The 13,428-nt window shown below is 64.9% G+C and carries 12 protein-coding genes and 1 pseudogene; 3 read left to right on the top strand and 10 right to left on the bottom strand.

Annotation, left to right across the window (positions count from 1 at the left end):
- Positions 1-2,020: 2,020 nt before the first annotated feature.
- Positions 2,021-2,110, top strand: a pseudogene (locus tag ACQP1T_RS19525) (hypothetical protein); the annotation flags it as partial.
- Here the strand turns inward: ACQP1T_RS19525 and ACQP1T_RS19520 are convergent.
- From ACQP1T_RS19520 to ACQP1T_RS19510, 3 genes are all read right to left on the bottom strand, one after another.
- Positions 2,086-2,259 (bottom strand): hypothetical protein, encoded by a 174-nt coding sequence (locus tag ACQP1T_RS19520; RefSeq protein ID WP_433762572.1) that lies wholly within the window; start codon positions 2,257-2,259, stop codon positions 2,086-2,088. The pseudogene ACQP1T_RS19525 and the gene ACQP1T_RS19520 overlap by 25 nt on opposite strands.
- 239 nt (positions 2,260-2,498) lie before the next feature.
- Entirely contained in the window at positions 2,499-2,984 is a 486-nt protein-coding gene (locus ACQP1T_RS19515) for an FKBP-type peptidyl-prolyl cis-trans isomerase (RefSeq protein ID WP_433754489.1), read from the bottom strand.
- 903 nt (positions 2,985-3,887) lie between these two features.
- Positions 3,888-4,751 carry an SDR family oxidoreductase gene (locus ACQP1T_RS19510; protein WP_433754488.1) on the bottom strand — a complete coding sequence of 288 codons (864 nt, stop codon included), beginning with the start codon at positions 4,749-4,751 and terminating at the stop codon, positions 3,888-3,890.
- A gap of 87 nt (positions 4,752-4,838) precedes the next feature.
- On the opposite strand from ACQP1T_RS19510, the gene ACQP1T_RS19505 reads away from it, so the two are divergent.
- Positions 4,839-5,585 carry a TetR/AcrR family transcriptional regulator gene (locus ACQP1T_RS19505; protein ID WP_433754487.1) on the top strand — a complete coding sequence of 249 codons (747 nt, stop codon included), beginning with the start codon at positions 4,839-4,841 and terminating at the stop codon, positions 5,583-5,585.
- A gap of 305 nt (positions 5,586-5,890) precedes the next feature.
- Here the strand turns inward: ACQP1T_RS19505 and ACQP1T_RS19500 are convergent, their stop codons facing one another.
- The 4 genes from ACQP1T_RS19500 to ACQP1T_RS19485 form a co-directional block, all read right to left on the bottom strand.
- Entirely contained in the window at positions 5,891-6,289 is a 399-nt protein-coding gene (locus ACQP1T_RS19500; protein WP_433754486.1) for a DUF4870 domain-containing protein, read from the bottom strand.
- 358 nt (positions 6,290-6,647) lie between these two features.
- Positions 6,648-7,628 carry a GlxA family transcriptional regulator gene (locus tag ACQP1T_RS19495; RefSeq protein WP_433754485.1) on the bottom strand — a complete coding sequence of 327 codons (981 nt, stop codon included), beginning with the start codon at positions 7,626-7,628 and terminating at the stop codon, positions 6,648-6,650.
- A gap of 130 nt (positions 7,629-7,758) precedes the next feature.
- Complete coding sequence (locus ACQP1T_RS19490) at positions 7,759-8,640, bottom strand: alpha/beta fold hydrolase (protein ID WP_433754484.1); 882 nt, start codon at positions 8,638-8,640, stop codon at positions 7,759-7,761.
- Positions 8,641-8,792: 152 nt separating this feature from the next.
- A complete protein-coding gene (locus ACQP1T_RS19485) occupies positions 8,793-9,479 on the bottom strand; it encodes an esterase/lipase family protein (RefSeq protein WP_433762260.1) in 687 nt (228 codons plus the stop codon).
- A 369-nt stretch (positions 9,480-9,848) separates the two neighbouring features.
- Between ACQP1T_RS19485 and ACQP1T_RS19480 the strand changes: the two genes are divergently transcribed.
- Complete coding sequence (locus ACQP1T_RS19480; RefSeq protein WP_433754483.1) at positions 9,849-10,262, top strand: DUF302 domain-containing protein; 414 nt, start codon at positions 9,849-9,851, stop codon at positions 10,260-10,262.
- A gap of 299 nt (positions 10,263-10,561) precedes the next feature.
- On the opposite strand, the gene ACQP1T_RS19475 is transcribed toward ACQP1T_RS19480, so the two are convergent.
- From ACQP1T_RS19475 to ACQP1T_RS19465, 3 genes are read right to left on the bottom strand one after another with little or no spacing between them, the layout of a single operon-like run.
- Entirely contained in the window at positions 10,562-11,536 is a 975-nt protein-coding gene (locus ACQP1T_RS19475; RefSeq protein ID WP_433754482.1) for a carbohydrate kinase family protein, read from the bottom strand.
- Positions 11,523-12,347, bottom strand: coding sequence for an ATP-binding cassette domain-containing protein (locus ACQP1T_RS19470; RefSeq protein WP_433754481.1), 825 nt, complete (start codon positions 12,345-12,347; stop codon positions 11,523-11,525). Before ACQP1T_RS19470 ends, ACQP1T_RS19475 begins: the two co-directional genes overlap by 14 nt.
- Positions 12,344-13,342 (bottom strand): ABC transporter permease, encoded by a 999-nt coding sequence (locus tag ACQP1T_RS19465; protein ID WP_433754480.1) that lies wholly within the window; start codon positions 13,340-13,342, stop codon positions 12,344-12,346. The genes ACQP1T_RS19470 and ACQP1T_RS19465 overlap by 4 nt, the downstream gene beginning before the upstream one ends.
- Positions 13,343-13,428 lie beyond the last annotated feature (86 nt).

The raw sequence follows: 13,428 nt of genomic DNA, 5'->3' as shown, positions 1-13,428 counted from the left end.
CTTGCCGAGGATCCACATTTCGGCGGCGCAGCGCGAGCGATCCTCGATCGCCTGCCAGCAGTTCAGCCGATTCACGAATCTCCGAAGTCAGCGTCAGGCGAGTGTTGGTGACGGCGACCACAGCTGCGGGCAAAACTTAGGAATTATGTTTCACTCGCGCCAGCGAGATCGCTGCCATTGTTGGCGCGCCTACCGCAACTCGCCGATAGCCCGCAGCTAAAATAGGATACGACAAAGATAAACGACTGCTTTTGCTGGACACTAATCCGACCAGCGCTCTCCAGGGGGCCAGGCATCAGGAAGCCCTAGTAATTCTGCAGCAGTAATGACTGCCGGCTTTGCAGTCAGTTCAATTCCCTCAAGCGTTGCTTCCGCCCAGGGCAGTCCTAAACTATCGGGCAAAGGGAAAGTTGGTGCGAAATGCCGCCACAGTGTAACCTCCGCACTGAGGACAGAATACGGCATTCCTGATACCTGCTGATTTCGCCAGTTGGGAGCGACGCCAAAGTATCCATCCGCTTGGCGATCGGTTATCTGGACCAGATCGCGACCGTTTGGCCCAGAGAGTATTCTAAGGCATTCATAGCCGTACAGCGTATTTGCGCTAGCCCGCTGATCAGAATCGAAATTGAACGTGCCCACCGCAATCACGAACGGCGAGCCCATAGTGGCGCGTCATGATAGGTGACAACCGAGCCGGTGCGGTAATGAATTCGGGGTCATACGGTGGTCTGCTTGCAGCGCAGTCAAGGTCATCGCCGCTGCGGAGTCGTAGGCACCGAGGTCGAAGGTTTCGCGGCACTACCAGCACCGTCGCTCCGGAACGAATAGGGCGCCCGGTGAGATGCTCGGATGGCCTGCATCTAATTCGAACACGGTGGTTAATTAGCAGGGCGTAGGAGTTCGACTGCTCTGGAGCTGTTGACATTTGATGCGGACACCGCAGCCCGTGAGGATTGTGTGGGATACATCAGTGCTGTAGTGTCTGCTGTATGCAGACCGAGGGGGTACACAGTGCGCGCGGCACGATCTGGCGATGGAATCCTAAGCGTGCGACTGGGATCGTTCGGTCTGTCGACGGAGAGCAAATCTGGTTTGCCGTGAATTCTCTGCGGGGAAGGGATTTCGACGCAATCAATATTGGTGATGTCGTCGACGTCGACTATAAGTTCGCTCAGCAGGATTCACACGATCGACGTGCGGTACTCCTAACCTGGGTCGAAGTCTAGACGAAAATTTCAATTTGGGGGGAATAAATGAATAAGCTACTTTGGGCGTTGATCTCGACTGCCGCAATGCTACTAGCCTTTCCGGGGTCGACGCAAGCGGCGCCTAATCCGGCGGATCTTGAATATACAGCGAGTTCGCCCTATCGGGAATACGAAAACAACGTCGCTCGATTTACCGGGCAGGTGAATTACTCCAGGAGCACGTTGGCTTGGTCTCTGGAGCTCGAGCCAGCCACTCAGCGGGTAGTCTATGGTTCGATGAGTTGCCGCACTACCATAGATGGCATTTCAGGGTATTCGGACAATCATTCGAACATCCCTCCCGACTACCTCCTTCACTCGAGTGTTCAGATCGACAAAGGACACTGGTACAACCTGCGAAGCAGGTGCGACTTCAAGGTCTTGACTGACACCGGAATGCAGCCTGGCGATGTCGAGACTGCCGTGGATTTCATAGCGCGATAGCGCATCTCGTGTGGCACACGACTACTTCAGTCTCGCTGTCACCCCGACTCAAACCCGGTGGTTAGCGCGCGTGTCTCCCACCGGACACAGACAGTACGCCAACCCGTGGCCGTGGGTTCGTCTCGGCCGTGACCGTGTGGTCGTGGTGGTTGTAGGTGAGTTTCACTCCGAGTCTCGGTCAGCCCGGCCGCGGCCTGGCCACTGCGCTGGCCTCGCTCGTGGCAGGCCGAGTCGGCATCGCCGCCGCCGGAGTGTCGCACAGGCGGCCCTGGACCTGGCCCGGCAGTGGCTGCGCTCACGGGTGCTGTTCGGCCGCAAGCGGCGAAATGCAGTACTGGCAGTACAAACTCGCCAAACACGCCACCGAACTCGAGGCCGCCCGCGCCATGTATCAGAATGTGGCCGTACGGTTGGATCGCAGCGACCGCTCCGGGGAACCCGAAGCCTCCATGGCCAAGTCCTTCGCCACCCACGCCTGGCCAAGGACCTCGCCCGCGACGCCCTGCAAATCCTCGGCGGCTTCGCCCGCCAGGTCAGCGCCACCGGCGAAACCTACCGCCTCCAAGAAATCTACCGCGACGCCGAATCCTCGAAATCTTCGAAGGCGCCAACGAAGTCCTCCAATGGGTCATCGCGGGCCACCTCATCGGCCGCGACATCACCGGCTGATCGCATACCGAACAATTCGGCTTTCCAACCGAATTCGTGCCGCTACCATCTCAAAGACCCGCTGGAGGCCCGATTCCTCTCGGGCATACCAACTTTCACCGATGCGGCGTAATGTGATCGGCGGCACGACGGACGTCAGTGCTCGTGGTCGTCCGGACCGTGCGGGTGACCGTGCGCGAGCTCTTCGTCGGTCGCATTACGGACGTCGACGATCTTGACGGTGAAGTGCAACCGCTGCCCGGCCAGCGGATGGTTGGCGTCGATGGTCACCTCGTCGCCGTCCACCCGGCGGACGGTGACGATCTGCGATTCGCCGTCCGGCGACTCGGTGTGGAACTCCATCCCGGCCTCGAGTTCGTCGGCTCCTTCGAACATGTCCCGATCCACCGTGTTCACCAGCTCGGCCAGGTACTCGCCATACCCGTCCTCAGGCTCGACCACGACAACCACCTCGTCGCCGGTGTCCTTGCCCACAAGCGCCTGTTCCAGCCCCGGCACAATATTGTCCGCCCCGTGCAGGTAGACCAGCGGCGCGTCACCGACGGACGTATCCAGCACCTCGCCGTCGTCGGCGGTCAAGGTGTATTCGATGGAGACGACCTTGTCAGCGGCGATCGACATGGCGGTAAACCTTTCGCAGAGGAATGCGGACCGCGCAAATGTATCCCGACAGAGAGCGCATACCGGTTTCACCATGCTCTGAGACGGCCGAGTCCACGCGGTAGTCCTCGGGCGTGACCGTGCCCGACGGCTGTGGCTTCGGGTCCGCGCGAATGCTGCTGTAGAACAACGACCGGGGCCAAGCCAACCCGGGCCCGCCCGACCCCCCATCACTCGGGCCGCGCCTACCTCGCGCAATTCGGCGAGCACGGCCGGGCTGTCAACGAACCATGGTGCGAACTGAGCGCACCCCATCTGTCCTTCCCCTCTCGGGTGTCGATCAGCCCCTGACATCTTGTGTAGATCGCTGCCGAGCATCGGCGGTGCATCCACCCCTGCCGGTCTTCGAAGCGAAAGGCGCGGCCTGCCATGACGGGGGTGGGGCCTGGATCTGTCGAACTGGACTCGGCCGCGGTTCGGCGGCGCGAGGTTGGACCTTCGCCAGCGAAACCGGACCTGCCCTTGCACCCCTGCTGCGACTGGCAGACCCGATCCCGCGATTCGTCACCGGCCGCATCGCACACGGCTTGGCCGCACACCTCGCCGAATGATGCGCCTGACCGAGATCGTCGCGACCGGCTGGCGGAGGAGCCAGCCACGTTCGGTCGCGGCTTCCCGCGGAGGTTCCCTGAGCTTCGCGCCCTGCCGTTACCAGCAACGCACATCAGAGCGGGGCGGGGCATCGAGCACGAGCCCGAAACTCACACAGCCGAGACCAAATCCGGCCCTCCTGTCCGCGAATTCACTCGCATCGTGTGACCGTGTGTCGCAACGGCATTAGCGGATATTCGTCCCGGAGTTCAGTGCTGACGGTGGGGCGGGCAGCGGCTCCGCTCGAAACACGCAGGCCCTAGCGCAGAGCAATCAGCTCGCCGACAACGCCTCGCGCAGAACCGTATCGAAGTTGATCGGCTCGCGGCCGATCAACTTCGCCAATGTCGGGTCGACCGTGGCGAATTCACCGGCTCGGCTGGCGGCGAAGATATCCACCATCAGGTCCGCCTGCTCGGCCGGGACGCCGTAGCCCGCCATCTGTTGCCGGAATGCCTCGTCGGATACGGTGACGCGCTTGATGGTTCGGCCCGTGAGCTCGGCCGCGAGGGCGGCAACCTCGTCGAAGTCGATGGCCTGCGCAGCGGTCAATGGCGGTGTGGGACCGTCGAATCGGCCTTCCTCGACAAGGATCGCCGCGGCCGCGTCGGCGAGGTCGGCGTGCGCGGTCCAGCTCACCGCCCCATCGGCGGGCAACACGAGCTGCCCGGTCTCGGCGGCCTGTCCGAACAACCGCAGTGCACTGGTGGCATAGAACCCGTTGCGGAGCGAGGTGAACGGCACGCCGCAGGCCCGCAGCATCTCCTCGTCGGCGGCGTGGTCGCGGCAAGGCTCGAACTGCGAGGTCGGGCCGGCGCCCATATGGCTGGTGTAAAGGATGCGGCGTGCACCCGCCGCGACGGCACCGTCGATGGCCGCCCGGTGCTGTCGGATGGCCTCCGCACCGAGCTTGTCAACCGACACGATGAGCACCTGGCTTGCACCTTCGAAAGCGTGGGACAGGCTGTCCGGGTCGGTGAAGCTGCCCTGTCGCACCCGCACTCCGCGGTCGGCCAGCTCCCGCGCCTTTCGCGGGTCGCGAACGCTCACCCCCACTCGGTCGGCGGGCACACGCATCAGCAGGCTCTCGACAATCCGACGGCCCAGCAGCCCGGTGGCTCCGGTCACGATGATCATGCTGTTCTCCTTCTCGGTTCCATTGGAAACGTCAATGCGATAACAGTGATACTTTCATTGGAAACAGTCAAGCGCTATCGTTGATTCATGACATTGCCCGCGCCACGCAGGAACGGCACGACCACCGTCGAACCCGACGGCACGGCGTCGGCTCGCGAACAGCACCGGCAGCGCGTCATCGAAGCCGCCGCCGACCTGCTCGAGCGTGCGGGTCGGGACGCGGTGACCACTCGCGCGGTCGCCGACGCAGCGGGGTTGCAACCACCGGCGATCTACCGGCTGTTCGGCGACAAGGACGGCCTGCTGGAAGCGGTGGCGGAGTACGGTTTCGCGAAATTCGTCGCCGGCAAACACGTCGACCCAGACCCGGCCGACCTCATCGAAGACCTCCGGTCCGGGTGGGACCTCGCGGTCGAGTTCGGCCTGTCCAACCCCGCGCTCTACACCCTCATGTACAGCGAACCCGCCGGCACCAAGTCGGCCGCATTCCAGGCCGGACTGAAGATCCTGCGCGGACGGGTCCGTCGCCTCGCCGCAGGCGGCTGGTTACGTGTCGACGAGAAACTCGCGGCTGGGATCATTCACGCCACAGGCCGGGGCGCGGTCCTGACCTGGCTGTCCCTGCCGGAAACCGACCGCGACCCGGCCCTGCTCACCGCCCTCCGAGAGGCCATGGTCACCGCCGTCACCAACGAACACCCGGCCGTCCAGGACACCGGCCCGGCCGGCGCGGCCCGCGCCCTGCGCGCCACCCTCCCCGACGAAACGACACTCACCACCGCCGAGCAAAACCTGCTTCGAGAGTGGCTGGACCGTCTCGCAGCTGACCACTGACCGCGCCACATAGCCACCCGCGGCACCCGAACCTGGTCCGGTGATCACCGGGCCACCATCCGGCCTCGGCGTAGAAGTGGTCGCGGGTGTCGGGGCTATCGCTGTTCGGCGCCAGTGGGGAGAGGCCAGTAGTGCGGCATCGGCCAGGCTTTATGAGCCAATGGCGAGATTTGACCCCGATAGCGCGCCAACGGCCCGAGATAACCTCGGGCCGTTGATCTTCGGACTGTCGCATCTGGCTGCCGCGCGGGGGTGCTGACAGCATCATCGAATACGAAATCCCGCTGGGGACTTCGAATATGCCGTTACTTGACCGAGTTGGCCAACTGATCGGCATAGGGGGCAACGAATCTTCCGGCAAGGGGAAGCTCCGCCCGGACACCGCCGGTGTTGTTCGCCTGGACCATGGCCATGATCCAGACGACGACGGTGAAGACTGCGACTGCGAGTCCGGCGAGGCTGAAGATGATCCCCAGGACCCCGAGGAGCGAGCCGACGATGCTCAGAACAATATTGACCACCGAGACCGCCCCGAAGAAGACGATCGATTGCGAGGCATGGAATTTCACATCGGGATCGTTCTTTCCCACGAATAGGAAGATGATTCCGGTGAGCCAGCCCAGCGCGTAGGACAGGATCGCGCTGGTCTTTTTGTCCAAGCCAGCGGGCTTCGGTTGGTTCGCGGGAGATTGAGAAGATGTCATGGAGTAAGTAGACGCCGCGCGCGCCTCCTACCGATCCCAACTTTCAGCACGAACCCACAGGTCGCGGGCCAGCCGGCGACCGGGATCCCGGACCTGGTTCTCGCGACGAGACGACTGCCACCGACCTCGAATCACCGCTGACCGCAGTCGAATCAGAGCTGCCTGCTGATCAGGATACGGCCATCGTTGCGAAAGCCGCGCGCGAGATAGTAGGGGAACAGATGCCCGACATCACGGCCATTCGGTGCGATGACCAACTCCAGCCGCGCGGTCGGCACCCGAGGTGACGGCCCGGCCCGCCGCAAGGGGTTCGCTGCTTCCGACGGGGGTCGATTCCGCCGCCGGACGAACACTGTGCTCAGTGCAGGCTCGCGCCGGTGGCGAAGTGCTGGCGGTAGCGCTCGGGGGTGGTGGAGAGTCGGCGGATGAAGACTCTGTGGAGGGTTTCGCCGTGGCGGTAGCCGACCGCGCGGGCGATGGCGGTGATGGTGAGTTCGGTGGATTCCAGGAGGCGGCGGGCCTTTTCGATGCGGAGGTCTTCTACGAATGCGGCCGGGGTGGTTCCGGTTTCGGCGCGGAAAGCGCGGGCGAAATGTCGTTCGCTCATGTCGGCGCGCTGAGCCAGAGCGGAGACTGCCAGGTCATCGTCGAGGTGGTCGGGGAGCCACCGTTGGACGGCGCGGATGGCCGGGGTACGAGCGGGCTGGGTGCGTAGTTGGGCGCTGAATTGGGCTTGGCCGCCGGAGCGGCGGGTGAAGACGACGAAGGCACGGGCGATCTGCTGGGCCATTTCGCGGCCGTGATCGTCCTCGACCAGGGCCAGGGCGAGGTCGATCCCGGCCGCGACACCCGCGGAGGTCCAGCGGTTGCGATCCTGGACGTAGATGCGGTCGGGCTCGACGGTGACGCGAGGGTAGGTGCGGGCCAGTCGATCGGTCGTACCCCAGTGGGTGGTGGCTCGGTAGCCGTCGAGCAGGCCGGCGGCGGCGAGCAGCAGCGCGCCCGAGCACACCGAGGTCACTCGGCGGGATTTGCGGGCCAGGGCGGGTAATTCGCGGACCACTTCCGCGGACACCGGCCCGGAGATCCAGCCGCCGACGACCATCAGGGTGTCGATCTCGTCGGCGGAGGCGGCCAGGTCATGCAGCGAGTGTTCGACCGCGATGGTCAGACCGCCGTCGGCCTTGATCGACCGGCCCTGCGGCGAGGCCGTCACGAGCTGGTACATCGTCTTCTCGGCGACCGCGTTGACGAACCCGAAAACATCCATCGGCCCGGCCAATTCGACCAACTGCATGCCCTGGTAGGCGACGAAAACGATGGTGCGCGGTGCGGGCATTGCGCAATCATCGCAGTCGGGACAGATGGCCGCCACGATCAGTGTGTGACCGTGACGGCAATCGGGCTCCCACATCGCCGCGATATCGCCGCGCACAATGGCGATCGGGAGGCTCGCCCAGGCAGCCACATCACCCGACGCGCTTGCCCTCCGCGCCCGTGCCGCGCACCACGTGCTGATCGAGGAAAGGGATGATCACTGCGGCAACACGATCCGGGAACTGGGCGTGTGGATAGTGTCCACCGTTGTCGACCATCGCGACCCGGCCGAAACCGTCCGGAATGGCGGCCACGATCGCATTCGCCTCGGCCTCGGGATCTACGAAGTCCGGCTCCGCCGAACCCATGATCACCAGCGTGGGGCAGCGGACGTCCGCCAGCCGGGCGTGCGCGTCCGCAGGCGTGGTCTGTCCGGTTTTCATGAATTCCGCCCAGCGCTCGGGCTGCCGCAGGATGTTCTCGAGGCCGGCGAGGTATCGGTCGTAGTCGGCGGGCTTGGTCGGATAGGCCACATCCAGATACCGCCGCCACCAGGCAAACGATTTCATCATCGTGGTGAGCGCCAGCCGCACCCCTCCACGGCGGTAGCGGCGGTTCGTGAACAATGCAGCGACATTCAGGGTTTGGGTGAGGGTGAACGGGCCGATCTCGACGATCGCGGTCACCAGCTCCGGGGCCTGCGCCGCGGCGATCGTCGCCGAGCCGCCCGACAGCGAGTGCCCGACGATCACCGCCGGGCCACCGAAGTGCCGGATGACGCCGAGCAGGTCCTCCGCTACATCGGTGCGGCTGATGGCGGCTTTTCCGGTCACCGACGGCCAGTCGAGGCTGGATTCGCCGTGCCCGCGCATGTCCACGTTGACCACCCGGTAGCCCGCGGTTGTCAGGGGGCCGACAAGATGGCGGAAGTCCTGCCGGACGGTGCCCATGCCATGCGACAGCACCACGAGCGGTCCGTCGCCGACCACATCACAAGCGAGCTGTCCGTGTTCGAGCGTCACATATTCGGTCATTGTCGTTTCCTTCCAGCGGAATCAACCGGTGGCCGCGACTGCGACCTGCTGGAATTGAACGCCGGGAAATCGGCGCGGCCGATACCGAAGGCCGGAAGGGTCAGTCGGATGGCCGTTTTCGTCAGACCCTGACCAAGCGCGGAACTCGGCGCCTACGAGCAGTTGGTGGCGAGTGGCGCACCGCGCAGGGCGGAGTCGATCAGCTGTCGCAGTGCGCCGTCGACAGGCTCATCGGCGTGGGAGACCATGCGGCCGGGGCAGAACGACTGGATGCTGGCATTGATTGCACCGGGCAGCGGATTTTTCTCTGCCCCTGCGCTTTCGGAGAAGAGGTGATAGGCGATCAGGCCCGGCGGCACCGCCGGATCCGCGTTGAGCCGGGTCAGAAACGGAGAGCCCGGCATCATATCCCGACACCCTGGTGACACCCCAGCGCACACCGACGAGAGATCATCGCCTTGTTCTGGGGTGCCGTAATCGATATAGCTTCCGACCGAATCGAGTCCGCCGAGGAACTTCACGTAATCACGTTGCGCAAGACCACCCATCGAGTGTCCGACGAGATCCACCCGCCGAGCGCCGGTCTGCTGCCGGATGTCGGCAACCTTGTCGGCCACCGCCTGCGCCGACTCCGAGATCGCCTCTGTCCCACTGGGATTCCCGAGCAGCACCATCGAAAAGGCGTAGTAGCCCTGCGAACCGAGCCATGCCCGAAAACTTTCCAGCGCCCCCTGATCCGCGGCGATCCCCCCGATCACCAGCACCGGATCCCGGTCGCCGCCGGACCCGACAGCCGCCGTGGCATGCGCCGCGACCAGTCCTATTGCCACATACAGCATTACGACGCCCGAGCGTGCAATTCGCGTGAGGGAATACACCGACCTGCCTTCAAAGGAGCACCCGACCGCCATTCCCATCCGACGGTATCAGTCGTCCCCGTGAGGCCGCCGCCAGCGTGCGGATCAGCCGTCCCACGACCAGGAGGCGCCGAATTCTCCTGCGTGACACCGACCACCACCTCCGCGCAGCCTGGCCGGAATATCAGGAAAGGTCGCGACGGATGGAAGCCGATCAGCCCTGACCCGACCGACTTCACTCGAAACCCCGGTGCGCGACAGTCGGTTCAGGATCGGAACGTGACGCGACGCATGGTGCGGATCGATCGGTTCCGACGTAGGCCGCGCCGCTCTGTGAAAGGCACGACTGCCATGAACCCAGGACTGTCCACCACACTGCACACCAGCTTCGACGACGCCGTCGCTCGAACCCGAAACGCATTGTCGCAACAAGGATTCGGAGTTCTCACCGAAATTGACATGCGCGCCACACTCAAAGCCAAACTCGGCGAGGACATGGAGGACTACCTCATCCTCGGCGCCTGCAATCCACCCCTGGCCCACCAAGCCGTCAGCATCGACCGCCAGATCGGGCTGCTGCTGCCCTGCAACGTCATCGTGCGCCGCGACCCCACCTCCGACAAGGCCATTGTCGTCGAGGCGATGAACCCACAACTGATGGTCCAGGTCACCGGCGAACCAGCGCTGCAACCCATCGCCACGCAAGCCAGCACCAAACTCCAGGCCGCCATCGACTCCCTCGACCACACCCCCGCCGCGCACTGATCAGGCGCCGCACGGCACGGCCGCGGTATGGATCGGCAGTGATCGCCGGCCCCCCGGATCTGCAACGTGCCCGCCTTCGCCGCGGTGTTCCACGGCATCCTCCGCGCCGGCGGCGTCGCGACCATTGTGTGCCCTGTTGCCCGGGGTCTCGCACGGTCCGGTCAGAGGAACACTTGAGCATTCTGCGGCAACACGATCGACGTCGCGCCCCGGCAACGACGAGGACCGCCGAAGCCCTGGACGCGCCCCCCACCGCCGCCACGACCGAGTCCGCACGGCTGGCCGAAGCACCCGATCCGTCACCGACCTGTGACCAGCTCGTCGGCCGTCGGCGGGTCCGCTCCGCGGCGGGCGCAGGTCAGCGCTGCGACCAGGGTGGCCTCGTCGAGAATGGCGGTGAGGTCGTGTTTCGGGATGGCACGCAAGGCTTCTCGGTATGCGGCGCCGAGCAGGTGGCGAGTGCGCAGACCGGCGAGGATGCCTGCTGTGAAAGCGTCTCCGGCGCCGACCGTGTCGATCACCTCGACGGGGTGGCCGGGGCGATGGATGGGGGTGGCGTCTGCGGCGGTGGCGGCGAGTGCGCCGTCGGGGCCAAGTGTCACGATCACGAGAGCAGGGCCGCGGGCGGACCAGTCGGCGACTACCTCCTCGGGGCTACGGCCAGGGTACAGCCAGGACAGATCCTCGCCGCTGGCCTTCACAATGTCGGCGCGGGCGAGCATGGCGTGTACTCGGTCCAGGGTGTTGTCTCGAATCATCAACTGCGGGCGGAAATTCGGGTCGTAGCTGATGGTGGCGGTCGACCGGGCACGGTCCACCAGGCGGGTCAAGGCGTCGGCGCCAGGGGGCACGGTCAGCGCCAGGGAGCCGGTGTGCAAGGCCAGCACGCTGCCGTCGAGAGCGGTGGACAGTTCGGAGTCGGTCCACTGCCAGTCGGCCGTACCGTCGACGCGAAAGTCATAGTGCGCCATGCCATCCGGGTCGACATCGACAATCGCCAGTGACGTCGGCTCGGTGGCATTCACAATATGGTCGAGGGCGACCGCGTTGTCCCGCAGGTGGTTTCGGATGCGATGACCCAGCGGGTCGCTACCCAAGCGGGCCAGCATCCGCACCGGCACGCCCAGCCGGGCCAAGCCGACGGCCACGTTCGCGGGGCTGCCGCCGGGCACCGCCTGGAAGCGATCGGGGGCGTCGGCGGGCACCAGGTCCACCAGTGCCTCCCCCGCGACCGCGATCAGGCCGCGCCCGGCCATGGCCTCAGTGGTGGACACGGTTGTTGTCGACCTCCGCACCGGCCATCGCACCGGTCATGATCGCCACCGCATCGGACATGGAGAACTCGTGCGGGCGGATCACCGCGACCCGACGGCCGAGCCGCTGGATGTGCACCCGGTCGGCGATCTCGAACACGTTCGGCATATTGTGGCTGATCACGATGACCGCCAAGCCGCGGTCGCGGACCTCGCGGATCAGATCGAGCACCATACCGGTCTCCTTGACACCCAGCGCTGCGGTGGGCTCGTCCATAATCACCACATGCCGCGCGAAGGCCGCGCTGCGCGCGACCGCGACCCCCTGGCGCTGGCCGCCGGACAGTGTCTCCACGGCTTGCTTCATGGATCGGATCCCGATCTTCAGATTCGACATGTGCTGCTGCGATTCTCGCACCATGCGATCCTTGTCGATCATCCGGAGCACCGAGCCGAGGAGGCCACGGCGGCGCAGTTCCCGGCCCAGGAACAGGTTGTCGGCGATATCCAGGGCTGGTGCCACCGCCAGATCCTGATAGACGGTCTCGATACCGGCCCGGCGGGCGTCGGTCGGGCGCCGGAAGCGCACCCGTTTGCCGTCGAGCAGGATCTCGCCCTCGTCCGGGATCAGCGCCCCGGACAGTGCCTTGATCAGCGAGGATTTGCCGGCGCCGTTGTCGCCGATGACCGCGAGGATCTCGTTCGGCAGCAGATCGAAATCCGCACCGTCGAGCGCGGTAACCTGACCGTAGCGTTTCACCAGGCCCTTTGCCTGCAGAACCGGCTGTATCGCGGCCTGAGCTCCGTCGTCTGCGGTGGCTGTCTCGCTCATTTCTGCCTCCTGCGGTTGAACTGATCCACGGCCACCGCAGCGATCACCAGGATGCCGGTGATCAGCGTCTGATAGATCGACGGCACCCCCGTCAATTGCAGGCCGTTACGGATGATGCCGACAATGAGCGCGCCGAGCAGCGTGCCGATCACGCTGCCACGGCCGCCGAACAGGCTGGTGCCGCCGAGCACCACGGCGGTGATCGAGTCCAGATTGTCGGTCTGGCCGGCATTCGGGTCGCCGACGCCGGTACGGGCTACCAGCAGCAGCGCCGCCAAACCGTAGAACAGGCCCGCGACTGTGTAGACCGCGAGAAGCACACGGCGAGTGTCGATGCCGCTGAGCCGCGCCGCCTCCGGGTTGTTACCGACGGCGTAGACGTGCCGCCCTGCCGCGGTCAGCCGCAGCACGTACCAGGTGATCGCGAACAACACCAGCATCGCCACCGACCCGTAGGTGATGTCGGTATCGCCCAGCGGAAATGTCTTGTCGAAGAACGTGAATGCGTCCGGCAGACCCGAAATCGTCTGCTCCTTCGAGTAGATGTGAGTGAGCGCGAACGCGATGCCGTACGTGCCGAGAGTGACGATGAACGGTGGCAACTTGATCAGGCTCACCAATGTGCCGTTGAGCAATCCGAACGCGGCCGTCAGCGCCAGCCCGAGCAGAATCGCCAGCGGCGCAGGCAGACCCGTGTCGACGGCCAGCTTGGTGATCGCGATGTTGCCCAGCGCCATCACCGCGCCGTTGGACAGATCGATACCGGCGGTGAGGATGATCAGCGTCTGGCCGATCGCCAGCGTACCGACCACCATCACCTGCTGAACGATCAGCGAGAAGTTGCCACCGGCCAGGAACCGGTCGGACTGGGCGGTGAAATACACCACCGCGATCAGGATCGCGATCACCGGTCCGACGTTCGGCACCGACAGAATCCGGTTCAGCGCCGACTGTTTCGGTTCCGGCGGCGCGGGAGATGTTGCGGTTGCGGTCATGCGAATCCTCGCTCATCGACGAAATCAGGTGAACCGGGCCGAGCGCACACCGGGACAACGAGGCCGTCACGGTCCCGGCATACGTC

This window comes from Nocardia sp. CA-135398 (assembly GCF_050955845.1).
Classification (GTDB): Bacteria; Actinomycetota; Actinomycetes; order Mycobacteriales; family Mycobacteriaceae; genus Nocardia.
This window is presented reverse-complemented; position numbering and strand designations above follow the sequence as displayed.

What these genes read in the sequence shown, in the direction of transcription:
- ACQP1T_RS19515 (WP_433754489.1), bottom strand. Translation starts at nt 2,984, where the DNA reads ATGTCGATCGCCGCTGACAAGGTCGTCTCCATCGAATACACCTTGACC.
- ACQP1T_RS19510 (WP_433754488.1), bottom strand. Translation starts at nt 4,751, where the DNA reads ATGATCATCGTGACCGGAGCCACCGGGCTGCTGGGCCGTCGGATTGTC.
- ACQP1T_RS19505 (WP_433754487.1), top strand. Translation starts at nt 4,839, where the DNA reads ATGACATTGCCCGCGCCACGCAGGAACGGCACGACCACCGTCGAACCC.
- ACQP1T_RS19500 (WP_433754486.1), bottom strand. Translation starts at nt 6,289, where the DNA reads ATGACATCTTCTCAATCTCCCGCGAACCAACCGAAGCCCGCTGGCTTG.
- ACQP1T_RS19495 (WP_433754485.1), bottom strand. Translation starts at nt 7,628, where the DNA reads ATGCCCGCACCGCGCACCATCGTTTTCGTCGCCTACCAGGGCATGCAG.
- ACQP1T_RS19490 (WP_433754484.1), bottom strand. Translation starts at nt 8,640, where the DNA reads ATGACCGAATATGTGACGCTCGAACACGGACAGCTCGCTTGTGATGTG.
- ACQP1T_RS19485 (WP_433762260.1), bottom strand. Translation starts at nt 9,479, where the DNA reads ATGCTGTATGTGGCAATAGGACTGGTCGCGGCGCATGCCACGGCGGCT.
- ACQP1T_RS19480 (WP_433754483.1), top strand. Translation starts at nt 9,849, where the DNA reads ATGAACCCAGGACTGTCCACCACACTGCACACCAGCTTCGACGACGCC.
- ACQP1T_RS19470 (WP_433754481.1), bottom strand. Translation starts at nt 12,347, where the DNA reads ATGAGCGAGACAGCCACCGCAGACGACGGAGCTCAGGCCGCGATACAG.
- ACQP1T_RS19465 (WP_433754480.1), bottom strand. Translation starts at nt 13,342, where the DNA reads ATGACCGCAACCGCAACATCTCCCGCGCCGCCGGAACCGAAACAGTCG.